We start from the raw sequence: 22759 nt of genomic DNA, 5'->3' as shown, positions 1-22759 counted from the left end.
CTATCTTTGTGGTTCGATATAAGTAAGTGTGGTTTCTTCCGGAACGGTTAGGGAAAGAAAAGACGCAGGAGTATTGCCGGACATCGACTTAATCTCTTTTGAAAAATGCGCTAAATCATAGTATCCTGCATCAACTGCCGTAGTCAACAGATTGGGTGATGTTGTGGTTCTCAACAATTCCACAGCATTCTTAAATTTAACAATACGGCTGTATTCTTTAGGAGTAAATCCGGTATAATGCTTGAACTTTCTCTCAAAATGACGCTGACACAAACAGACATCATCCATCAAGCTGCGAACTGAACGTTTTCCTTTGGAATGATTAATCATGTTCACTGCCATAGCGACATGAGAATCGGCAGGCTGATAATGACGCGCCAAATATGCCAGCAAATATTCTTCCACTACTCGTATTCGATCTGTGACATGCTTCTGCTCACCTAATTTTTCAATAAAAGTGTCATCAAAAACAGCCTTCATCTCATTAGTACTGACTCTGCTATTCACAAATTCGTGTAGAGGCAGGTTTGTAAAGCAAGACAAACCACAAGGTAAAAAACGAACGCCAAACATGTGAATCGATTCTGTATAAGTGACGAGTTCCGAATATTTTGTCATAGGTCCTACAAAATAGGAACGATAGGGTTGCATAATCAGACTCCCTTCTTCAACAGCATTAGCCACCTCTCCCAGCGTAAATATAAAATCGGTACAACCATCCGGCAGAATATGGATGCGCATACCATAATCCGGATTGCCCTTAAACTCCCAATAGCTATCAATGTAGGGAACAAGTAAATGAGAAGGCTGATATTCTGTATACATGGATCTATTTTGTACGCAAATATAGCGAAAATAAATTCTAATCAACGATGCGTTCGTTTGCCTTTGCCTTTTGAAGCCATTCAGGGACAATCTCTTCGAGAAATTTATCTTTGCCTACCTTTTCGGCAGCCATATCCAAACCGATATATTGCTGCGCCTTTTCTTTCGTTGTGATATCCGGAAGCGGAACATCACCAGTATATCCGTACGTTCAATTTGAAGGGGTCACTTTCAGCTGGACAAAAGGGATCAATTTAGATTGGATTCAGGGGATCAATTTGATTTGGACAGGAGGGGGCAAATGGTCCCGGATTTTCCATTTTGTCCATGCCTTTGGTTTATGTCGAACAAAAATAGTGTAAATTCTTTAAAAGAAGAGTTTTTTATTGGAAATGTTTCCCCAAAGTCCATTTTAATTCAATTTTTAGTAAAAGGTTTCTATTTGCCAATCCTGTTACTATATTTTCTCCAACCTCATTTTTTATGCTATATTTGTATCCGAAAAAATAATAGAAACGATGATAAACTTTGCAGCTATCGACTTTGAAACAGCCAACGGCAAACGTACCAGCGTATGCAGTGTTGGGGTTGTCATCGTAAGGGAAGGAAAAATAACGAATAAAATCTATCGTCTGATCCGTCCCCGCCCCAATTATTATACGCAATGGACCACAGCTGTTCATGGCTTAACTTACGACGACACGATGGAAGCCGACGAATTTCCGGAAGTATGGGCGGAAATCAAACCATTGATAGACGGTCTGCCACTTGTAGCGCACAACAGTCCTTTTGATGAAGGTTGTCTCCGGGCGGTTCACGAATTATATGACATGACTTATCCTGATTATAAGTTTTATTGTACTTGCCGTACTTCGAGGAAAGTCTTTGGAAAAGATTTGCCCAATCATCAGTTGCATACGGTAGCAGAACGATGCGGATATCATTTAGAGAATCACCACCACGCACTGGCAGATGCAGAGGCTTGCGCACAAATAGCTTTACTTATTATTCCCGAACCGAAAAAAGCAAGAAAAACAAAGAAAGCTGATAAAGATATACATGTTGGAGATTTATTCGCTTCACTTATTCCTCAACCAGTGAAAAAGAGCAAATGAAAAACACTACAACTATTATTTCAATCAATAATAGCCGTAGTGTTTGATAATAAAGTGCTAACTATGTACTTCGATTAGAGGATAGATTTTGCAATACCCATTTCCAAGCCGCGAAGTTCAGCCAAGCCGCGAAGACGGCCCAGGCAAGAATATCCCGGATTCGTTTTCTTTTTCAAGTCATCAATCATTTGATGTCCGTGGTCGGGACGCATAGCGATAGAGCATTTACGACGCTGTTGTAGAAGAATAAGGCTCTTCATTACGTTGTACATGTCTACATTTCCTTCCAAGTGATTAGCTTCGTAGAAGTTTCCTTCCTCGTCACGTTGTGTACTGCGCAAGTGTACGAAGTTCACACGGTCGCCAAAACGTTCCATCATACCTGCAAGATCATTGTCGGCACGCACACCGAAAGAGCCTGTACACAAGCAGAGGCCATTAGATTCGTTAGGTACGGCTTCAATCAATTTCTTGAAATCCTCTTCCGTACTCAAAATACGAGGCAAACCTAAGATGGTATAAGGAGGATCATCCGGATGAATCACCAGTTTCACTCCTACTTCATCGGCAACAGGAGCAATTTCTTTTAAGAAAAAAATCAGGTTGGAACGAAGCTTCTCTGCATCAATATCGTCATAACGATCTAATGCTTGCTGAAATTGTTCTACCGTGAAACTTTCTTCCGAACCCGGAAGTCCGGCAATCATATTACGAACCAACAATTTCTTGTCGTCTTCGCTCATCTGCTCAAAACGAGCTTTCGCTTTAGCTATTTCTTCCGGAGTATAGTCTTTTTCAGCATTCGGACGTTTCAAGATGAAAAGATCGAAAGCTACAAAAGCTGCTTTTTCAAAGCGGAGTGCTTTAGAGCCGTCCGGCATTGTATAGGCAAGATCTGTGCGGGTCCAGTCCAATACAGGCATGAAGTTATAAGTAACTACCATCACGCCACACTTCGCCAGATTACGGATACTTTCCTTATAGTTTTCGATGTATTTCATAAAGTCGCCCGTCTGTGTTTTGATATGCTCGTGTACAGGTACACTTTCTACCACAGACCATGTCAGACCCACTTCTTCAATCATTTGCTTACGCTTCATGATCTCTTCTACTGTCCACACTTCACCATTTGGAATGTGATGAAGAGCATTTACTATACCAGTAGCGCCTGCCTGCTTAATATCCCACAAGCTAACCGGGTCATTAGGACCATACCAGCGCCAAGTTTGTTCACATAAATACATATTATTCTTTCCTGATTACAAGTTACTAATTATGATTAAAAACAGAATGATATCATCCCAATATTAGATAGAGAATGCATCAAATCCACCGTCGATAACAGCTACTGTACCTGTTACGAAGTTAGAAGCATCGCTAATCAAATAATGGATTGTTCCATAAAGGTCTTCCGGTTCACCGAAACGGTTGAATGGAGTATGAGCGAGAATGGTCTTTGAACGATCGGTCAGAGAACCATCCGGATTAGTCAATAATGCACGATTCTGATCGGTCAGAAAAAATCCCGGAGCGATGGCATTTACACGCAGACCGTTACCGAATTTCAAAGCCAGTTCACCAGCCATATATTTAGTAAAGTTGGCAATAGCTGCTTTTGCCGCACCATAACCTACCACACGGGTCAATGGACGAAGAGCCGATTCAGAACAGAAGTTTACAATAGAACCTTTCTTCTGTTCTACCATAATTTCAGCAAATACCATTGTAGGCAATACTGTACCGAAAAGGTTCAGATCCACCACTTTCTTGAATGCATCAATCTGCAAATCGAAGAAAGTCTTATCCGGAGCGATAGTTGCACCTGCCATATTACCTCCGGCAGCGTTCAACAATACATCAATACGGCCATAAGCCTTCATGATTTCTACTTTGTTACCTTCCAGCACTTCCTTATCCATTACATCCGTGTAAAGGAACATAGCTTCATTTCCTTCGGCTTTGATACTGTCTACCAATGCTTTTCCTGCTTCTTCACTTCTGTCGAGCACAACTACTTTTGCACCTTCCTTTGCGAGATACGCAGCAATACCTTTACCTAAAATACCAGCTCCACCGGTGATAACAACTACTTTGCCTTTTACGTTAAATAATTCATTCATGGTTCTTACAAATTTATATGTTTATAATTTATTGTTCAGATAATATTTCAGATTCTCTTTGAGAAGAATATCGATAGGCATCAAATTAACCTTTTCACTACCCTGTTTGAACAACAGATGATTACACAATGATTTAATACCATCATATCCCTGACGCTCCGGACGCTGCGCAATCAATGCGGTTATGACACCTTCGGAAAGCAACTGTGTATTTCTCCCGATAAGGTCATAACCAACCAGTTTGACAGACTGCATTCCTCTCGCTTTCAGGTAATTCCCTAAAATATAGCAAGTTGAATTAAAAATAACAGCCCCATTTATATTCGGATTAGCTTCAAATATTTCATCCAGCTTCATGAAGTTATACACTGAATCATTTATTTTCAGCTCTACTTCATGCAGATTTCCGTTGAACCCTGTTTCCGTGAGATAATGGCAGAAACCTTCGCGCCTGTTCTTTCCCTGATTAGAGTCATTCTTCCCACTATGAATAATTCGCGCCATCAATATATCGGAAGACGAAGAAAGCCGGTCCATCAACAATCTGGCAGCAATCACTCCGGCATCATAAGACTCCGTTCCGAAATAAGCCAGTTGATGTTGCCCTCCAATGTTGGAGTCAACATACACATAAGGTATTTCATTCCTGTCAAGTTCCTGCGAAAGCCGGATAACAGAATCCGTAAACAAAGTCGCAATCAATACACCATCTACTTTCTCATTCAGCAGATTACGGATGATATCATCAAAAGTCTTGTTATTATATTGATCGAAAAAGAGTTTGGTAATGGTGATGTTATACGATTCCATTTCCGACGCTGCTTTATCTATACCTTCCGAAATAGCTTCCCAATACTCTCCCTGAACAAAAGAAGGAGTAATCGCTAGAAGATGATATTGCTTTTTGGAGGCCGCCAATGAACGTGCCATCAGATTGGGCTGGTAATGTACCATCTCCAGAATCGCCTGTACCTTTTTCCTATTTTCTTCAGATACCCTACCACGATTATGGATTACACGATCTACCGTGCCAACAGAGACACCTGCCATCTTAGCAATGTCTACAATCCGAATATTTGAAAACTCTTTATCCATTTATTGATAAGTATCTTGTTTTTCATCGACAAAAGTAAAATGAATTATTGAATTAAGCAATAGTGTGTGCGCACACACATAACATACAATAAAGAACATATTATTAATAATCAACTAGTTAACCAGAACAACCAGGAAGTATACATGTTGTTAAACATAAGAAAAAGTAAAGATAGTATAGAGAAAAAAGCATTTATCAGATGAGAAATCAGAGGGAAAATAGCTTTTGATTCTTGAAGGAAGTGAAAATAATGGAGAAGACACACCAATATGTGTTCGTGCACACATCATTCAAATAGTGACTGATAAGGCTAGAAATAAAAGATTAAACGTATATAAAATAAAACAGGTAACCGATTCTATTTAAATCGATTACCCGTTTTGGAGTTCTTATTTCCCCCACTTATCTTTTGCTTTTCCGGCCACTTTATCGGCTTCATCTGCTACTTTATCAGCAATTTCCGCACCGGCTTCTACTGCTTTAAGTCCAAGATCCACTGCTTTTCTTTCAGCATGAGCAGCAGCTATTTCAGCATCACGACCTATGCGATGGATAGCATTATAAATTTCACTTTCTAATTGTTTTGCTTTTGCTGTACGTGAAAGACGATAAGCTACTGCGCCAAGGATTGACCCAATTCCGAGTCCAATCCAGAAATTTCCATGTCTACATTCCATAATCAAGTTCTGTTTTTAGGATTAAAAATAAATTATATAAATATCTATTTAGATTTCGAGAATAAAGAAGCAATCCACAATACAAGGATAGCTCCTACGGTGGAAGTTATCAAACTTCCGATCAGTCCTGAAGCTGCCAGTCCGAAAAGGGCAAACACCCAACCGCCCAGTACACCTCCAAGAATACCAAGTAATAAATTTATAACAAGACCAAAACCTCCGCCGCGCATTATTTTACCTGCGAGGAATCCAGCCACAATACCAATAATGATATACCATATAAAGCCCATATAATCCTCCTTTTTTATTTAACAACAGTAGGTATGAAGAATAGTTCAGTCACTCAAAACTGAATTAACGACAATTTACAATCCTTAGTCTTAGAGCTTTATTCCTATCATATTGAATTAATCACAGCAAATATATATTGAGAAACGGGAAGTTTACGTACCTTTGCAGCCGATTTTTCAGGAACACTCCAATAGTAAATAGGTATTATGGTACAGAATCAGGAACAACCCGTAGGAAAAATTACATTTTCCATTTTGATTGCATTGAGTCTTTCGCATTGCCTCAACGATCTTTTACAGTCGGTGCTATCAGCATCTTATCCTTTATTTAAAGATGATTTAGGACTTAGTTTCGCGCAAATCGGACTTATCACACTAGTCTATCAACTTTCCGCTTCAGTTTTTCAACCGATTACCGGAATTTTCTTTGATAAGCATCCCGTCGCGTGGTCATTGCCTATCGGAATGAGCTTTACACTGATTGGTTTGATAAACTTAGCATTCTCTGATAATCTATACTGGATATTAGCCTCCGTATTCTTAATCGGAATTGGCTCTTCCGTACTGCATCCGGAAGCCTCCCGTATCACGTTCCTTGCCTCCGGCGGAAAACGTGGACTGGCACAATCACTCTTTCAGGTAGGTGGTAACTTCGGAGGTTCATTAGGCCCTTTGCTGGTTGCTCTGTTGGTGGCTCCTTATGGCAGGCAACATCTCATCGTATTTGCATTTGTGGCTTTAGCTGCTATCGGAGTGATGTACCCAATTTGCAAATGGTATAAATCATATCTAAACCGGATGAAAGCACAGACTGTCAGTGTCAGAAAACCAGTTCATCTTCCTTTGCCTATGGATAAGACAGCCCTTTCAATCGCGATATTGCTGATTCTGATTTTCTCCAAATATATTTATATGGCAAGTCTCACCAGTTATTATACTTTCTACCTGATTCATAAATTCAATGTAAGTGTACAAGATTCGCAGCTATATTTATTTATTTTCCTGGTAGCTACTGCTATCGGAACATTAATTGGCGGACCTGTCGGTGACCGTATCGGTCGGAAGTATGTGATTTGGGCTTCTATTTTAGGAGCTGCCCCATTTAGCTTACTAATGCCACATGCCAATCTGCTGTGGACTATTATCCTTAGCTTCTGTGTGGGATTAATGCTTTCTTCCGCTTTTCCTGCCATATTGCTTTATGCACAGGAATTGCTTCCTACCAAGCTCGGATTAATATCAGGGTTATTTTTTGGATTTGCATTCGGGGTGGCTGGTGTAGCATCTGCCGTACTCGGTAATTTAGCGGATAAAACGAGTATTGAATATGTATATAATATCTGTGCTTATATGCCGCTACTAGGATTGGTCACATTCTTTTTACCGAATTTGAAGAAGAAAAAAATAGAATAAGATTAGATTAAATAAAATGGGGTGTGTCACATTTTGCGCTCCCTCTTTTCCAAAGAAAACGACCGGTATGCATCGTCACGACGTATACCGGTCTACAAGTTAAGGTCAAAGTCAAAAAATTAAGAGAGCTATTTATATGTTAGGGTTAGCGTTAATTTCTTTCTGTGGAATAGCATATAAATAATAGGTGCTATTTACTGTAAACGGTTTACCGTTCGGGAAGTTGAGGAACCAATGTCCCAGAGGATTTCGTTTTTCAAAGCTACCACCCTCCTGCCAGCAATCGACTTCTGTCTTTTGCATCTCATCCGATAAAGCAGCACGTTCTACTGCCTTTTGTGTACGAAGTATATCGGTAATACCAAATCCTTCTCCCCAAAGTTCACGGCGACGTTCCATCAGAATCTCATTGATTACATCTTCCTGTGATTTTCCTGTCACCTCATAATCCCCTACTCCACGGGCATTACGCAATGTATTCAATGGAGCTACAGCCTGTGCCAACGCTACACCATCACGAACTTTCGCCTCCGCTTCTATCAAATACATTTCAGCAGCACGCATCAAGACCAGATCAGCCGTATCATCTGCACGCATGTGAAATTTCTTATATCCCAAATATCCTTCACGCATCCACTGAAACAAAGGTAAACGAATATCACCTTCGGTAAATGTATCTTTCAGATGGGGATCAGCCATAAAGCTGCTATATGCTCCTACGTATGTTGCATCCAAATAATAGAAATTATAGCTGGCATCCGATTGGGAAGGAATTTGAGGAAATCCCCATATCCATTCTTTATTGGAAATATTATTAAAACCTTCATACTCGGCTGTAGTTGTCATCAACGTATATCCTGCACGTGCTGCTTCAGCAGCTTTCGCAGCTTCTTCCCACTGTCCTGTCAGCAAGTAAGCACGAGCCAAAAGACCGTTGACTACTGCTACATTTGGTTTGAACTTTTGATTATCACCGCTGCGGACATAGTTTTTCAAATAGTCCTTCGCCAAAGTGAGGTCGTCGAAAATAAGCTGATAAACCTGTGCCACTGTTGATTTTCCTTTCGGTACAGTGGAGCTATTGCTAGGTTCGGTATATATAGGAACACACGAAGCATCTTTATCTTTCAAGTAGGTGAATTGATAATGCTGTACCAAGTGCAAATAACAAAAGGCGCGTAATGCCAATGCTTGTCCCTGTGCCTGACGGAGTTCTTCCGAATCCCCCTTGATAGAAATGGCAGTGTTACAATTATCTATCGTTTTATATATCAGATACCAGGCAAACTCTGTTCTACCATTTGAGGATTGCGCTATATCATTAAACTGATACGAAGAGTTAAAACCATATTTCGGACGGGAAACAATATCACTTGCCATCATATCATCCAGACACTGAAGTGCCCGATAACCGATATTGGCATAGGTACTTGAATAATCAAACAGATTATACCAGGCACCATTCACAAGTGCCTCCGCATTTTCGGGTACAGATACCTTATCCGAACTTACCGCATCTGTGGGGTCCGTATCCAAAAAACTGCTGCTACAACTCGTTGCCAGGAAAAGTCCGGCAACTGCCGCAAGAATGGATTGAATTTTTATTTTTCTCATAATTTAGTCTGAATTTAGAAAGAAACATTGATACCTCCGGAGATGGTTCTCATAGCCGGATAACGGTAATAAGTGATACCGGTAATTCCCTGTTCAGGGTCTAGTCCCTGATTCCGGTGAATGGTAAACAGATTATCTCCTTGTACATATACCTGCACACTGCTCAATGACAACTTACTAATCCATTGTTTGGGTAAGTTATAGGAAAGTGTCAGGTTTTTCAATCGCATATACGAATTATTCTGCAAGAAGCGAGTGGAAGCCGAGTTCCAGTTATTAGAGGTAGTACTCAAAGCAGGGACATCGGTATAGCGATTGTCGGGAGTCCATCTTCTTAGAATCTCCGTCGACCAGTCGCGACCTTCCAAACTTCCATTGTGCAGAATCATTGTAACATCACGATTGTAGATATATCCGCCGATACTGTAAGCAAAGATAGCCGAAAGATCGAATCCTTTCCAAGAAAGAGACGTATTGAATCCGCCATACACCTTCGGAAGAGACGATTTGTCAACATAATAATAGTCAGCCGAACCATAATCATTTGTTGTGACACGTTTTCCGGTCGGATTCTTATTTGCATCCACCTCATCCTTATACCACAGCGGATCTCCGTTTTCAGGATCTATCCCCGCCCACTCTATCATATAGAAATCATACACCGAACGACCTACCTGCAACTTGTTCACACCACTTCGCGGCATATCTTTCAATGGGAGGTCTGTCACCTTATTCTTATAATGCGTCAAGTTCATACCCAGTTTCCATACCCAACCATTCTGATTGATAATCGTTCCGTTAAGTACCATTTCTATACCTGTATTCTTCAAGGCTCCTACATTTTCGTCAATAGAACCGTATCCCAGGGAAGGAGCTATCGGACGTGAATAAAGCAGGTCTTTCGAACGACGTGTAAAGAAATCAAACGAACCGGAAAAACGGTTATTGAACAGGGAGAAGTCGATACCTACATTAAAGTTGAGGTTTGTTTCCCATTTCAGATTCGGAGTTGCCATACGGTCGGACACTAACGCATTTTCTCCCAAATTGGAAACAATAGTATAAAGTCCTTTACTTGCATAATAAGTACCTAGGTTGTCATTTCCCTGCGCACCATAGCTCATTTTCAGAGTCAAGGCAGACAACCAGTCGGAAGTACTTGCCATAAACTCTTCCCGGTCGATACGCCAAGAAGTACCCAACGACCAGAAATTTCCCCAGCGGGTCTCCGGCGCAAAACGTGAAGAACCGTCGCGACGATAGGATGCCGAGAAGAAATATTTATTTTGATAGTCGTATAATGCTTGAGTCAGATAACCCACCAACGCATAATCGATGCGATACCCCGAACCTCCGGTCAACTGCGAACCGACTACCAGTTCCGGCATATCAGGCTGCGCCATTTTGGAACGTGATGCTGTCAGTTCATCATAACGGTAAGAATAGGCTTCCACACCGGCAAGGACATTAAAATGATGTTCACCGATTGTCTTGTCATACGTAGCAATATTATTCCATGTCCAAGAGAAAGTACGGGTATTCATTCGGCTGACGCCGCCGCCGTTTTCTTTAGCCGGGCCCAATTGGGGGTTCGTATAATCCAACGTATTATAATTAATCAAGTCAAAGTTAAAACTAGTCTTGAATTTCAATCCCTCAATAATCGTAGCTTCCAGAAAAGTACGACCGGAAACTTCATCTTTCATTCGTTCTGATTTGTCTAAAGGCAAAGTAGCCGGCAGATTCCAGTTTGCCATCGAACCGGAAGGACGATAAGAGCCGAAGTCATAAATGCGGTCTCCATTCTCATCCAATTTGTAACTACCGTCGGTATTCATTTCATAAATCGGATAAAATCCCGGCATGGTACGCCCTGCGGTAATCACGTTACTGGTTTTAGAGTCGGAAGAAACCGGATAGTTCTGCATAGAATGTGCAGAACTCAAATTGACTCCTCCCTTCAACCAGGAGGTCATTTCGCTGGTGATATTGGAACGAAGATTGAAACGCTGATAACCGGATTCAAGCGCAATACCTTTATCATTCAGGTATCCGGCTGAAAAGAAATACTGATTTGCTTTTCCGCCTCCGGAAACACTTAGATTCAACTCTGTGCGAAGTGCTTGTTGTTCCATGGCGTCACTCCAGTCTGAATTCCATAATGGACGGGCATCTGCCACCAATTTTCCATCTGTACCGACCGGTTGCGCATATTGGGGACCGTATGGATTCGGTCCACCTCCCATCAATTTCGTAACCAGGTCTTTGGATGCTTGTGCCGCAGCAGTTGCCGGAGTATAATCCGCGCTCTTGGCGTACTGATTGCGAAGTGCTTCCCAATACAATTCAAAGTATTGATCGGTACTGACACGATCATAATCACGCACGGCACGATTGGAACCTCCTAAAGAGGCTTTTACCTTTACGGTCGCTTTGGTATTTTGATCTCCTTGCTTGGTTGTGATAATAATCACCCCATTTGCGCCACGTGAACCGTATAAAGCAGCAGAAGCCGCATCTTTCAATACTGTCATCGAAGATATATCATCAGGATTGATAGAGTTCACACTACCATCGAACGGGACACCGTCCACTACATAAAGCGGAGCGCTGGAAGCGTTGATAGACCCGATACCACGAATACGGATTTCCGCATCCGTACCCGGCTGGCCGCTTGCCGCACTTGCCTGTACTCCGGATACCGTACCCTCTAATACACGTGATATGCTGGAAGTCTGTAACTTTTCAATCTCACCAGCTTTCATCGTCGAAGCTGCTCCGGTAAAACTATACTTCTTAGCGGTAGCATAAGCTACTACCATTACTTCTTCCAGTTCCTTACTTTCCGATTCCAACGTGACATTAATCACACTCCGGTTATTCACCGGTTGTTCTACTGTTCTCATTCCTACAAAACGGAACACTAAAGTACCGGTAGCAGGAACCTCAGTCGAATACTTTCCATCAATATCGGTAATAGTGCCGGAAGATGCTCCTTTCAATTGTACGGAGACACCAGGCAAAGGTTCTCCTTCAGAAGTCACCGTGCCTGTCACGCGTTTCTCCTGCTGTGCTTCCGCATATACTATATTTCCTGCAAAAAGCAGAAGAGACACGACTAATAAACGTAAATAGATTCTCATAATTTTGTGGCTTAAGATTTATTTGCTTGTTGTAACTAACAGTACATTGAACTTTTTTGTTTAGGAAACGAAACATTTTTTAGAAGATTGCTAGTATAAATCAACGAAAGGTAGTACATTCGTGAAACAAAAAATATCTATACCAACAAAGAACCACATGGGGAAACGGGTTATTCTATATCTTTTTCTGTTATTTTCACTGTCCTTACAGGCGCAGACTGAAGAGAAAGTCTCTTTAGGCAACAATAGTACAGAAGTAGATTCCACAGCAACCGCCAAGCCAAGTGCTTTTAAAAGAGCGATCAAGAAGTTTATGAACTTCAGTGATTTCGATACGCTCTATATCAGTCCCAACCGTTATAACTATGCGCTGATGGTTACTCATTTCAGCAACTTTGAGTATTATTCTATCACCAGTGAATTGCCGCAGCCACAGAAACTTAGTTTTTCACCCAACCCGCACAACAAGATAGGATTGTATTTCGGCTGGCGATGGATTTTCCTGGGATGGTCTGTAGATGTGAACGATATTTTCAAAAAAGGTACCCGAAAGAACAGAGGAACAGAATTCGATCTTAGCCTATACAGTTCCAAACTGGGTGTGGATATCTTCTATCGCCGCACTGGTAATGATTACAAAATACATAAAATCAGAGGATTTTCAGACGATATCCCCTCTAACTATTCCGAAGATTTCAGCGGAATAAAGGTAGATATCAAAGGACTGAATCTATATTATATCTTCAATAACCGTAAATTCTCCTATCCTGCCGCATTCAGTCAGTCCACTAATCAACGACGCAATGCAGGTACATTTATTGCAGGTTTTTCCATTTCAAAGCATCATCTCAACTTCGACTATACAGCACTTCCGGGATTTATCCAGGATGCGATGAATCCTGCCATGAAAGTCAAGAATATTAAATACACCAATGCCAACATCAGTTTCGGCTACGCCTACAATTGGGTCTTTGCCCGCAACTGCCTGGCGTGTTTATCTCTCACCCCTGCCATTGCCTACAAAGCTTCCGATGTCGACGCAGAAACGAACGAGGCAAAAGCATGGTACGGCAAATTCAATCTGGATTTTCTGGTTCGTGCAGGGATTGTCTACAATACCGGGAAGTATTATGTAGGCACTTCTTTTGTTGGGAAAAATTACAATTATCATCGTAATAACTTCTCTGTAGACAATGGATTCGGTACTCTCCAAATATATGCCGGATTCAACTTCAACACCCGCAAAGAATACAGGAAAAAGAAATAATACCACAGAAACTAGAAATCATCAACTTGCTTGCTTATCCAAAGAATCTTTGTACATTTGCCACGTTCTAACGAACAAAAGTAAAAAAATCAATGAAGCAACAACGCCACATACAGACCACACGCACGCTCCTTTCCCGCTTTCGCTACTGGGGAAGAAAGAACTATGCTGCCTTTGCAAGTATGGGACGTGAATTCCAAATCGGTCATCTGCATATCAATGTAGTGGACGTTGCTCTTCGTAAGCAGAATGCTGCACAAACTATCCCTTATCATACATTTATGACACTTCAGGAAATCAAAGACCAAGTGTTGGCGGGTATCGACATATCACCCGACCAAGCTGCTTGGCTAGCCAACATGGCTGACAGCGAGGCGCTTTATGCCGCCGCGCATGAGATTACCGTCGCGCGTGCTTCGCACGAGTTCGACATGTGTTCCATCATCAACGCCAAGTCCGGCCGATGTCCGGAAAACTGCAAATGGTGTGCACAATCCTCCCACTACCAGACTAAAGCCGAGATTTACGATCTCCTTCCCGCTGAAGAATGTCTTCGACAGGCCCAATACAACGAAGCCCAGGACGTCAATCGATTCTCCCTCGTTACCAGCGGACGAAAACCATCTCCCAAACAGATTACCCAACTTTGCGATACAGTCCGTTATATGCGTCGACATTCGTCGATTCAACTTTGTGCTTCTCTGGGACTGCTCAATGAAGAAGAATTGCGTTCCCTGCATGAAGCGGGAATCACCCGTTATCACTGTAATCTGGAAACTGCCCCGTCTTATTTTTCCAAACTCTGCTCTACGCATACGCAAGAACAGAAACTGGCTACTCTCGATGCAGCCCGTCGTGTAGGCATGGATATCTGTTGCGGAGGTATCATCGGCATGGGAGAAACGATGGAACAACGGATTGAATTTGCTTTCACATTGGCAGAACTGAATGTTCAATCCATACCTATCAACCTGCTTAGTCCGATTCCGGGAACTCCACTGGAAAACGAGCAGCCTCTAAGCGAAGAAGAAATACTTAAAACCATCGCACTCTTTCGTTTTATCAATCCGACCGCTTTTCTGCGTTTTGCCGGAGGACGTTCACAACTTTCTTCCGAAGCGATGCACAAGGCATTATATATCGGAATTAACTCGGCTATCGTAGGCGACCTATTGACAACACTCGGCTCCAAAGTATCGGAAGACAAAAAGATGATTCAGGAAGAAGGCTATCATTTCGCCGATTCCCAATTTGATCGCGAGCACATCTGGCATCCGTACACTTCGACTACCGATCCGCTTCCTGTCTACAAAGTAAAACGGGCAGACGGCGCTACCATTACCCTCGAAGACGGACGAACGCTCATTGACGGAATGTCTTCCTGGTGGTGTGCAGTGCATGGATATAATCATCCGGTATTAAATCAGGCGGCAAAAGAACAATTAGATAAAATATCTCATGTCATGTTCGGAGGACTGACGCATGATCCGGCCATTGAACTGGGGAAACTGTTATTGCCTTTGGTTCCTTCCTCCATGCAGAAAATATTCTATGCAGACTCCGGTTCGGTAGCCGTAGAAGTGGCACTGAAAATGGCTGTACAATATTGGTATGCAGCAGGAAAACCGGAAAAGAACAATTTCGTGACTATCCGTTCCGGCTATCACGGTGATACGTGGAATGCCATGTCTGTATGTGATCCGGTGACGGGTATGCACAGTCTTTTCGGTTCGGCATTGCCTGTACGTTATTTTGTCCCGTCCCCCACTTCCCGGTTCGACGGAGAATGGAATCCGAAAGATATACTACCTCTACAAGAGATGATTGAAAAACATTCAAAAGAGTTAGCGGCGCTTATTCTGGAACCGGTGGTACAGGGAGCAGGCGGGATGTGGTTTTATCATCCGCAGTACCTGCGCGAAGCAGAAAAGCTTTGCCGGAAGCACGATATTCTTCTTATTTTCGATGAGATAGCAACGGGATTCGGACGAACCGGTAAACTTTTTGCTTGGGAACATGCCGGAGTAGAACCGGATATAATGTGTATCGGTAAAGCACTGACCGGAGGATATATGACACTTTCTGCTGTATTGACCAGCAACCGGATAGCAGATACAATCTCTAACCACACACCGGGAGCTTTTATGCACGGACCTACATTTATGGGGAATCCACTTGCGTGTGCAGTGGCTTGCGCTTCCGTTCGCCTGCTGCTCGAATCCGGTTGGCAAGAGAATGTGAAGCGAATCGAAACTCAACTGAAAGAAGAACTGGCTCCTGCACGGGAATTTCCGGAAGTGGCTGATGTACGAATACTCGGAGCCATCGGAGTCATTGAGATGAAACGTCCGGTAAATATGGCCTATATGCAACGAAGATTTGTGGAAGAAAGAATCTGGGTACGTCCCTTTGGCAAGCTGGTATATCTGATGCCGCCTTTCATCATCACTTCGGAACAATTAAGCGAACTGACTTCCGGCTTACTTAAAGTTATTCAAAAAAGATGACAGATAAGAAGAATATTACCAGATTTTCACCCAAGAATCTGTTCCTCGGTGAGCAAAAGGGTGTTCCTCGGTGAGGAACGGGCCTTTCCTCACCGAGGAAGGATGCCTTGGTCGGTGAGAAACTTTCGGGATACTTCTTTAGACAATAAACATCTTATAGACAACTGATTACGCTTTCAACCATCCATATATCGAATACTTATTACTTAAAACAATAATTCATGACATTAGAACATATAAACCAGGAACTCCAGACCTTGAAAGAGAAAAAGAACTACCGTTCTCTCCCACCGCTTATTCACGAAGGACGAGATGTTCTGCTGAACGGACAACGAATGTTGAACCTATCTTCTAATGATTATCTCGGGCTGTCCAATGACATTTCATTGAGGAAGGAATTCTTAAAAACACTCACCCCTGAAACATTCCTGCCTACTTCCTCCTCTTCCCGGTTACTGACCGGCAATTTTAGTGACTATCAGAAGTTGGAGCAACAGCTAGCCACGATGTTCGGAACGGAAAGTGCACTTATATTCAATAGTGGTTATCATGCCAATACAGGAATACTTCCTGCCATTTGCAATACTCACACACTGATTCTTGCCGACAAGCTAGTGCATGCAAGCCTGATAGACGGAATTAAATTATCATCAGCTAAATGTATTCGGTATCGTCACAATGATATTTCCCAGTTGCAACGACTGATTGCTGAAAATCATAACGCTTATGAGCAGCTTATTATTGTTACCGAAAGTATCTTCAGCATGGATGGCGATGAAGCTGATCTTCCCGCTCTCATTCAACTCAAAAAGAGTTATTCCAATGTTCTTCTTTATGTAGATGAGGCTCATGCTTTTGGTGTACGAGGAAAAAAAGGATTAGGATGTGCCGAAGAACAGGACTGTATCAACGATATAGACTTTTTAGTAGGAACATTCGGAAAAGCCATTGCTTCGGCAGGTGCCTATATTGTCTGTCGGCAACTCATTCGGGAATATCTTATTAATAAAATGCGCACGTTTATATTCACCACCGCACTTCCTCCTATCAATATCCAGTGGACTTCGTGGATGTTAGAACGCCTTTCAGCTTTACAACATAAGAGGGCTCACCTGCTACAAATCAGTGAAAAGCTAAAGGTAGCCCTTACAGCCAAAGGATATAATTGCCCATCGGTGAGCCATATTGTACCTATGATTATAGGAGCCAGTGAAGATACCATATTGAAAGCAGAAGAACTCCAGCGCAAAGGATTCTATGCATTGCCCGTCCGTCCGCCTACCGTACCCGACGGAACTTCACGTATCCGTTTTTCACTGACAGCGGACATCACTGAACATGAAATTGACCAACTCATCAAATTGATAAACGAATGAAGCAGCATTTTATCATAAAGAATAATCAGAAGCATCTATTGCTTTTCTTCGCCGGTTGGGGGATGGACGAAACTCCTTTCCTGACCATTCATCCTACAGATAAGGACTGGATGATTTGCTATGATTACCGTTCATTAGCATTTGATACCGACTTATTAGAAACCTATTCCCAGATTACACTTATCGCCTGGTCGATGGGAGTCTGGGCAGCTTCGCAAATCATGAAGCAGTACCCACATCTGCCTGTCTCCCAAAGTATCGCCATCAACGGCACCCTCTACCCCATACACGAAACCAAAGGTATCGCTCACTCTATTTTCGATGGCACACTTCAAGGGCTGAATGAACAAACCTTGCAAAAATTTCAAAGAAGAATGTGTGGTTCAATAGCTGACTATAAAACTTTTCAAACCATATCCCCCCAGCGTCCGATGGAAGAACTCAAAGAAGAACTTGCCGCTATACAACAACAATATTTATCATTGCCGCCCTCTGATTTTAAATGGCAAAAAGCTATCATAGGAAAAGGCGACCACATTTTCCTCCCGGATAACCAATATTTGGCATGGGAAAACCAAGTGGACTCTCTTGAACAAGTGGAAGCGGCACATTACCAACAAGAGCTTTTTAACACGATACTCATGCAGCCGGAGAACTGATGCATCCATCATTTTAAAATAAAGTGATTATCAAGTATATCAGCCTATTAAATAAATATTGATTATGAATAAACGACTAATCGCAGAACGTTTTTCAAAAGCTATCACTACCTATCCAAAGGAAGCAAACGTGCAACGGCAAATAGCAGGTAAAATGATTCGTTTGCTTACAGAACACATACCTTCTCCCTGTTCGAAAGTAATTGAATTTGGCTGCGGAACCGGTATTTACTCCCGTATGCTGCTCCAAGCCCTCCGTCCGGAAGAGTTATTACTTAATGACCTTTGCCCCGATATGAAATATTGCTGTGAGGACTTATTAATGAAGAAGCAGGTTTCTTTTCTTCCGGGAGATGCCGAAACAGTCTCTTTCCCCACCGAAAGTACATTGATAACTTCCTGCTCCGCCTTGCAATGGTTCGAATCACCAGAAAACTTTTTCGAAAGGTGTAATACCCTACTCAATAATCAGGGTTATTTTGCTTTTAGCACTTTTGGAAAAGAAAACATGAAAGAAATACGCGAACTTACCGGCAACGGACTTCCTTATCGTTCACGGGAAGAGCTCGAAGTAGCTTTGTCACCCCATTTTGACATACTGTATTCAGAAGAAGAGCTTATCCCGCTTTCGTTCGAAGACCCGATAAAAGTACTATATCACTTGAAGCAAACCGGAGTCAATGGCTTATCAACGCAATCCTCTCCTACCGGAAAACAAGAGAACGATTTGTGTTCATCAGACAACAATTCAAAGAATAATTTTAAGAACAATCTCCCCCAACAACAATGGACTCGTCGTGACTTGCAACTCTTCTGTGAACGTTACACGCAGGAATTTACTCAGGGCGCTTCTGTGTCCTTAACATATCATCCCATTTATATCATCGCAAAAAAGAAAAAAGTATGAAACAGAATGTATATTTCGTAAGCGGTATCGACACTGATGCCGGAAAAAGCTATGCCACCGGCTTTCTAGCTCGTGAATGGAACAAGAATGGCCATCGCACCATCACCCAGAAATTTATTCAAACGGGAAATGTAGGTCATTCCGAAGATATTGACCTACATCGGCAAATCATGGGAATCCCTTTCACCAAAGAAGACCAAGAGGGACTAACCATGCCGGAGATTTTCTCTTATCCCGCCTCTCCGCATCTTGCTTCCCAGCTAGATAACCGTCCCATCGACTTTGATAAAATAAAACGTGCGACCGAAGAATTGAGTGAACGGTATGACTCTGTTTTACTTGAAGGAGCAGGCGGCCTTATGGTTCCCCTGACAACTGAACTTTTAACCATTGACTACATCGTCCAAGAAAAATATCCGCTTATCTTTGTTACTTCGGGCAAACTGGGGAGTATCAATCATACCCTGCTTAGTCTCGAAGCAATACAAAAACGCGGCATTGTACTAGATACCGTATTATATAATTTATATCCTACCGTAGAAGACAAGACGATTCAGAATGATACAATGGAATTTATCCGGACCTGGCTGAAAAAGTATTTTCCGGAAACGAAGTTTATACTGGTTCCGGAAATAAAAAAGAATCTATAGAAAAGTAATCACCGACTACTTTCACTCAACAACAATCGTACTCTTTTGTGGATTATGGCTATCATAAGTAACTTTCACCGGATACATATAGCCATAATCCTTTTTTTAAACAGTAGTCGAATATTTATCTAAAGCCTTTCTCAATGTTCTTTCCGAAATCGGTTTGGTCACAAAGTCATTACAACCCATCTCCAATGCCAATTCTTTATCCGCCTCAAAAGCATAAGCCGTCAAAGCAATGATTGGAATTTCTTTAGAATAAGAGCGGATAATATGGGTTGCTTCCAGTCCATCCATACGCGGCATTTTTACATCCATCAGGATTAAGTCCGGTTGGTACTGCTTATACATTTCGATAGCTTCCACTCCGTCTTTAGCCCAAAGCAATGTATATTCCCTGCCAATCAGATTCTTCAGCAAGATAAAATTGCTCTCCACATCTTCTGCTACCAGAATCTTCTTAATCTGTTGTACACGATTGACTGTATTTCCTTTAGATACCACTTTCGACTCTTTAAAGAATTTACCATGCTCTCCGGTTTCTTCATAAGGGATCGTGAAATAGAATGTGGAGCCTTTACCCAGTTCGGAAGTCACCCCTATTTCTCCACCGATTTTTTCGATAATCATCCGACAGATAGACAGACCTAATCCTGTCCCTTGGGCAAAAGAGTTCAGTTTGACAAAACGCTCGAAGATATGATCTACCTTTTCCGGTTCTATCCCTATTCCTGTATCCTTTACATACACACGAATATCTTTATCCATTCGTCCAAAACCAAAACGGATCTCTCCTTCATAGGTAAACTTACTTGCATTAGTCAGGAAATTCGTTATCACCTGCATGATACGGTTCTGATCTCCCTCCATGAGCAAATCCTCCTCCTCATTATCAAAGACAAGAGTTACCCCTTCTTTCACACGTTCTTTATGAACAGTATAAATTGTTCGGCAGACCTCTCCCAGATTCATTGGACGTTTGATATATTCCAGTGTCCCGGCTTCTATCTTCGATAAATCCAGAATATCATTAATCAATTGCAACAAAATATCCGAATTCTGATTGATTATATCCGAATAGAGTTTTTTCTCTTCAGCAGTTTCGGCAGAAGGCAATAACTGGGAGAATCCTACAATAGCATTCAGCGGAGTCCGGATCTCATGGCTCATGTTAGCAAGGAAAGCGCTTTTCAATCTGTCGGATTGCTCCGCTTTAATCCTTGCCCTAATCAGTTCCTGCTCAATATTCTGAAGATTAGTAATATCCCATGAAATGCCAATCAGCAACGGTTTACGTCCCTCCATCGGTACAAGTGCTTTCAAAGTCTGCACGATACGCGCTTCTCCATTAGCGGACAAATAAGTTTCCTGCATATCAATGCGCTTATGAGTCTGAAGTAATTCTAAATCATCTTTACGGAATTTCTCCGCATCTCCATGCACCGGAAATATTTCATAATCCGTATGCCCGATAGCTTTAGACGCCGGAATACCTGAATGATCGGCAAATGCCTTATTCCAATACAAATATCTAAAATCATCTTCCGGGTCCTTCACACACAAATAGACCGGAATATTATTTAAAATACCATCCAACAATAAATTCAGTTCGCGGAGTTCATCCCGTTTCTTGATAACATCAGTAATATCCTGCGTAAAGAACCAAATGAGTTCCTGATTATTTTCACGAATCAGAAAAGCAGATACCTGATGTACTCTCTCCTTCGTATGCCCGTAAGGTATATAAGCCGCCCGATAAGCAAAGCTACCATCGTTATCACGAATTTCCTGCAATCTTTTTTCCCACGCCCCCCTGTCGGTCATAGAGACACGCAAATCATATACTTTTTGTGTACCCAACTCTTGCGTTACACCGTATTCTTCTATAAATTGCTTATTCGCATAAACCAGCGTTCCATCTCCCGCCACAGCAAGAATGCTGTCACTCACCTTATCGAGCACACTTTTAAAAACTTCCAACTGCCTTTGGGTAGCTACTCGTTCCGTTATATCACGACACATAATCAGCACGTATTCCTCATCCAACGGAAAAATACGGTTCTCGTAATAATGGCGTTCACCATTAAAATCCAGTTCGTGATGTGCAGTTGAAACAGTTCCGGTGGTGATAGCATGACGCATATTGGAGTGAATATTCTGATATGCTTCCGGTGGAACCATATCCTGCATACGCATCCCTCTAAAATCCTTGTTTGATATTCCTACATGGTTGGTTTCCTCATTGGAAACAACTTCAATACCTACCTCACTCTGATTGAAGACAGTCAGCATATCGGGAAGAGAGTCTAGTATTCTAACAGCATATTTTTCTTTAAAACTAACAGGACAATCGTTATATTTCTCATCCCTAAGGGTAGAAAGTTCTTTTCTAAGCTGCTCGTTTTCTTTTTTAAGTGCTTCTAACTGTTCTAATAATGCTTCTTTGCTTTGTTCGATGCTCATAATGTAACGGTGTAAATACGTACTTATCTGCCAAAAGTAAATATTTTTTTGAATAAAAGCACGTATTTACCCCGTTTTTTTCAAAGAATTACTCAATTACCATAATCCGGTCGTTCAATCCCACCTTCATGCCATCTTCCACGAATACTTCTTTCACAACTCCATCCGTCACCGAACGTATCTCATTCTCCATTTTCATCGCCACCAATACACAAAGCGGATCACCCCGCTTCACGAGATCTCCTTTCTTTACATACGTCTTCAGGATAACTCCCGGCATCGGTGCCTGTACCACCTGACGCCCTACGGATTCAGCAGCAGTGCGGGCATTGTGTATCTTCTCCATTTCTCCCTGCAATTCAATCTGATAAAGCTCCCCTTTATTCATAATCGTATATGAATTATTGGAAGAAGGAGAAATCTGCACTCCATGCGAGTGGTGATCGATGATGATCGAATGGATAGAGTCGCCACCCATGTTATAATCGACCTCATATATCTTACCATTGACTGCAATCTTCTTGATTGGCCCGTCCTCCAGAATTTCTACCTTATATTCACTGTCCGGCATATCCTGGAGCTTGGCGTAATATGTAGCTAATGTTGTACCCATAATCTGTTCCGTTATTTATTAGTC

At 41.9% G+C, this 22759-nt stretch carries 18 protein-coding genes and 1 pseudogene; 8 read left to right on the top strand and 11 right to left on the bottom strand.

Features of this window, described 5'->3' with window-relative positions; genetic code table 11:
• Nucleotides 1-825 (bottom strand): helix-turn-helix domain-containing protein, encoded by an 825-nt coding sequence (locus DWZ47_RS11700; protein ID WP_117513221.1) that lies wholly within the window; start codon nt 823-825, stop codon nt 1-3.
• Nucleotides 826-862: 37 nt separating this feature from the next.
• Nucleotides 863-1033: pseudogene (locus DWZ47_RS11695) on the bottom strand (ammonia-forming cytochrome c nitrite reductase subunit c552); the annotation flags it as partial.
• A 310-nt stretch (nt 1034-1343) separates the two neighbouring features.
• Here DWZ47_RS11695 and DWZ47_RS11690 point away from each other — a divergent pair.
• The gene (locus tag DWZ47_RS11690; protein WP_004304106.1) at nt 1344-1940 is read left to right on the top strand and encodes a 3'-5' exonuclease; all 597 of its coding nucleotides are present in this window, start codon (nt 1344-1346) and stop codon (nt 1938-1940) included.
• Nucleotides 1941-2014: 74 nt separating this feature from the next.
• Here DWZ47_RS11690 and uxuA read toward each other — a convergent pair whose 3' ends face one another.
• The 5 genes from uxuA to DWZ47_RS11665 all read right to left on the bottom strand — a co-directional run bounded on the left by uxuA (nt 2015) and on the right by DWZ47_RS11665 (nt 6123).
• The gene (gene uxuA / locus DWZ47_RS11685) at nt 2015-3184 is read right to left on the bottom strand and encodes a mannonate dehydratase (RefSeq protein ID WP_004304108.1); all 1170 of its coding nucleotides are present in this window, start codon (nt 3182-3184) and stop codon (nt 2015-2017) included.
• A 63-nt stretch (nt 3185-3247) separates the two neighbouring features.
• Nucleotides 3248-4060 (bottom strand): SDR family oxidoreductase, encoded by an 813-nt coding sequence (locus tag DWZ47_RS11680; protein ID WP_004304110.1) that lies wholly within the window; start codon nt 4058-4060, stop codon nt 3248-3250.
• A gap of 21 nt (nt 4061-4081) precedes the next feature.
• Nucleotides 4082-5155, bottom strand: coding sequence for a substrate-binding domain-containing protein (locus DWZ47_RS11675; RefSeq protein WP_004297122.1), 1074 nt, complete (start codon nt 5153-5155; stop codon nt 4082-4084).
• A gap of 390 nt (nt 5156-5545) precedes the next feature.
• The gene (locus DWZ47_RS11670; RefSeq protein ID WP_004297124.1) at nt 5546-5833 is read right to left on the bottom strand and encodes a YtxH domain-containing protein; all 288 of its coding nucleotides are present in this window, start codon (nt 5831-5833) and stop codon (nt 5546-5548) included.
• A 44-nt stretch (nt 5834-5877) separates the two neighbouring features.
• Nucleotides 5878-6123: a GlsB/YeaQ/YmgE family stress response membrane protein gene (locus DWZ47_RS11665; protein ID WP_004304114.1), complete on the bottom strand. Its 246-nt coding sequence runs from the start codon at nt 6121-6123 to the stop codon at nt 5878-5880.
• 207 nt (nt 6124-6330) lie between these two features.
• On the opposite strand from DWZ47_RS11665, the gene DWZ47_RS11660 reads away from it, so the two are divergent.
• On the top strand, nt 6331-7536 hold the full coding sequence (locus tag DWZ47_RS11660) for an MFS transporter (RefSeq protein WP_115484051.1): 1206 nt from the start codon (nt 6331-6333) through the stop codon (nt 7534-7536).
• A 132-nt stretch (nt 7537-7668) separates the two neighbouring features.
• Here DWZ47_RS11660 and DWZ47_RS11655 read toward each other — a convergent pair whose 3' ends face one another.
• Nucleotides 7669-9150 carry a RagB/SusD family nutrient uptake outer membrane protein gene (locus tag DWZ47_RS11655; RefSeq protein WP_004297127.1) on the bottom strand — a complete coding sequence of 494 codons (1482 nt, stop codon included), beginning with the start codon at nt 9148-9150 and terminating at the stop codon, nt 7669-7671.
• A gap of 14 nt (nt 9151-9164) precedes the next feature.
• Nucleotides 9165-12293 (bottom strand): SusC/RagA family TonB-linked outer membrane protein, encoded by a 3129-nt coding sequence (locus tag DWZ47_RS11650; protein WP_117513219.1) that lies wholly within the window; start codon nt 12291-12293, stop codon nt 9165-9167.
• A 157-nt stretch (nt 12294-12450) separates the two neighbouring features.
• Between DWZ47_RS11650 and DWZ47_RS11645 the strand changes: the two genes are divergently transcribed.
• The 6 genes from DWZ47_RS11645 to bioD all read left to right on the top strand — a co-directional run bounded on the left by DWZ47_RS11645 (nt 12451) and on the right by bioD (nt 19659).
• Nucleotides 12451-13560, top strand: a complete 1110-nt coding sequence (locus DWZ47_RS11645; RefSeq protein ID WP_022199867.1) for a DUF4421 domain-containing protein — start codon at nt 12451-12453, stop codon at nt 13558-13560.
• A gap of 92 nt (nt 13561-13652) precedes the next feature.
• Nucleotides 13653-16067, top strand: a complete 2415-nt coding sequence (gene bioA / locus DWZ47_RS11640) for an adenosylmethionine--8-amino-7-oxononanoate transaminase (protein ID WP_117513217.1) — start codon at nt 13653-13655, stop codon at nt 16065-16067.
• A gap of 221 nt (nt 16068-16288) precedes the next feature.
• Nucleotides 16289-17443, top strand: a complete 1155-nt coding sequence (locus tag DWZ47_RS11635; RefSeq protein WP_004297133.1) for an 8-amino-7-oxononanoate synthase — start codon at nt 16289-16291, stop codon at nt 17441-17443.
• Nucleotides 17440-18102 (top strand): DUF452 family protein, encoded by a 663-nt coding sequence (locus DWZ47_RS11630; protein ID WP_099147199.1) that lies wholly within the window; start codon nt 17440-17442, stop codon nt 18100-18102. The genes DWZ47_RS11635 and DWZ47_RS11630 overlap by 4 nt, the downstream gene beginning before the upstream one ends.
• Nucleotides 18103-18166: 64 nt before the next feature.
• Nucleotides 18167-19009, top strand: coding sequence for a malonyl-ACP O-methyltransferase BioC (gene bioC, locus DWZ47_RS11625; RefSeq protein ID WP_008999987.1), 843 nt, complete (start codon nt 18167-18169; stop codon nt 19007-19009).
• Nucleotides 19006-19659, top strand: a complete 654-nt coding sequence (gene bioD / locus DWZ47_RS11620; protein WP_004297136.1) for a dethiobiotin synthase — start codon at nt 19006-19008, stop codon at nt 19657-19659. Before bioC ends, bioD begins: the two co-directional genes overlap by 4 nt.
• Nucleotides 19660-19764: 105 nt before the next feature.
• Here bioD and DWZ47_RS11610 read toward each other — a convergent pair whose 3' ends face one another.
• Both DWZ47_RS11610 and DWZ47_RS11605 read right to left on the bottom strand, forming a co-directional pair.
• Nucleotides 19765-22122: a PAS domain-containing protein gene (locus tag DWZ47_RS11610; RefSeq protein ID WP_117513215.1), complete on the bottom strand. Its 2358-nt coding sequence runs from the start codon at nt 22120-22122 to the stop codon at nt 19765-19767.
• Nucleotides 22123-22210: 88 nt separating this feature from the next.
• Nucleotides 22211-22735: a biotin/lipoyl-containing protein gene (locus tag DWZ47_RS11605; RefSeq protein ID WP_004297139.1), complete on the bottom strand. Its 525-nt coding sequence runs from the start codon at nt 22733-22735 to the stop codon at nt 22211-22213.
• Nucleotides 22736-22759: the final 24 nt, after the last annotated feature.

The sequence above is a fragment of the Bacteroides sp. AF32-8BH genome, assembly GCF_003435205.1.
GTDB classification, from domain to species: domain Bacteria; phylum Bacteroidota; class Bacteroidia; order Bacteroidales; family Bacteroidaceae; genus Bacteroides; species Bacteroides ovatus.
The sequence above is the reverse complement of the archived record's forward strand: the minus strand, read 5'-3'. Positions and strand labels throughout refer to the sequence as shown.

Excerpts from the sequence above, each read along its gene's own strand:
- DWZ47_RS11700 (WP_117513221.1), bottom strand. The coding sequence starts at position 825 with ATGTATACAGAATATCAGCCTTCTCATTTACTTGTTCCCTACATTGAT.
- DWZ47_RS11690 (WP_004304106.1), top strand. The coding sequence starts at position 1,344 with ATGATAAACTTTGCAGCTATCGACTTTGAAACAGCCAACGGCAAACGT.
- uxuA (WP_004304108.1), bottom strand. The coding sequence starts at position 3,184 with ATGTATTTATGTGAACAAACTTGGCGCTGGTATGGTCCTAATGACCCG.
- DWZ47_RS11680 (WP_004304110.1), bottom strand. The coding sequence starts at position 4,060 with ATGAATGAATTATTTAACGTAAAAGGCAAAGTAGTTGTTATCACCGGT.
- DWZ47_RS11675 (WP_004297122.1), bottom strand. The coding sequence starts at position 5,155 with ATGGATAAAGAGTTTTCAAATATTCGGATTGTAGACATTGCTAAGATG.
- DWZ47_RS11670 (WP_004297124.1), bottom strand. The coding sequence starts at position 5,833 with ATGGAATGTAGACATGGAAATTTCTGGATTGGACTCGGAATTGGGTCA.
- DWZ47_RS11665 (WP_004304114.1), bottom strand. The coding sequence starts at position 6,123 with ATGGGCTTTATATGGTATATCATTATTGGTATTGTGGCTGGATTCCTC.
- DWZ47_RS11660 (WP_115484051.1), top strand. The coding sequence starts at position 6,331 with ATGGTACAGAATCAGGAACAACCCGTAGGAAAAATTACATTTTCCATT.
- DWZ47_RS11655 (WP_004297127.1), bottom strand. The coding sequence starts at position 9,150 with ATGAGAAAAATAAAAATTCAATCCATTCTTGCGGCAGTTGCCGGACTT.
- DWZ47_RS11650 (WP_117513219.1), bottom strand. The coding sequence starts at position 12,293 with ATGAGAATCTATTTACGTTTATTAGTCGTGTCTCTTCTGCTTTTTGCA.
- DWZ47_RS11645 (WP_022199867.1), top strand. The coding sequence starts at position 12,451 with ATGGGGAAACGGGTTATTCTATATCTTTTTCTGTTATTTTCACTGTCC.
- bioA (WP_117513217.1), top strand. The coding sequence starts at position 13,653 with ATGAAGCAACAACGCCACATACAGACCACACGCACGCTCCTTTCCCGC.
- DWZ47_RS11635 (WP_004297133.1), top strand. The coding sequence starts at position 16,289 with ATGACATTAGAACATATAAACCAGGAACTCCAGACCTTGAAAGAGAAA.
- DWZ47_RS11630 (WP_099147199.1), top strand. The coding sequence starts at position 17,440 with ATGAAGCAGCATTTTATCATAAAGAATAATCAGAAGCATCTATTGCTT.
- bioC (WP_008999987.1), top strand. The coding sequence starts at position 18,167 with ATGAATAAACGACTAATCGCAGAACGTTTTTCAAAAGCTATCACTACC.
- bioD (WP_004297136.1), top strand. The coding sequence starts at position 19,006 with ATGAAACAGAATGTATATTTCGTAAGCGGTATCGACACTGATGCCGGA.
- DWZ47_RS11610 (WP_117513215.1), bottom strand. The coding sequence starts at position 22,122 with ATGAGCATCGAACAAAGCAAAGAAGCATTATTAGAACAGTTAGAAGCA.
- DWZ47_RS11605 (WP_004297139.1), bottom strand. The coding sequence starts at position 22,735 with ATGGGTACAACATTAGCTACATATTACGCCAAGCTCCAGGATATGCCG.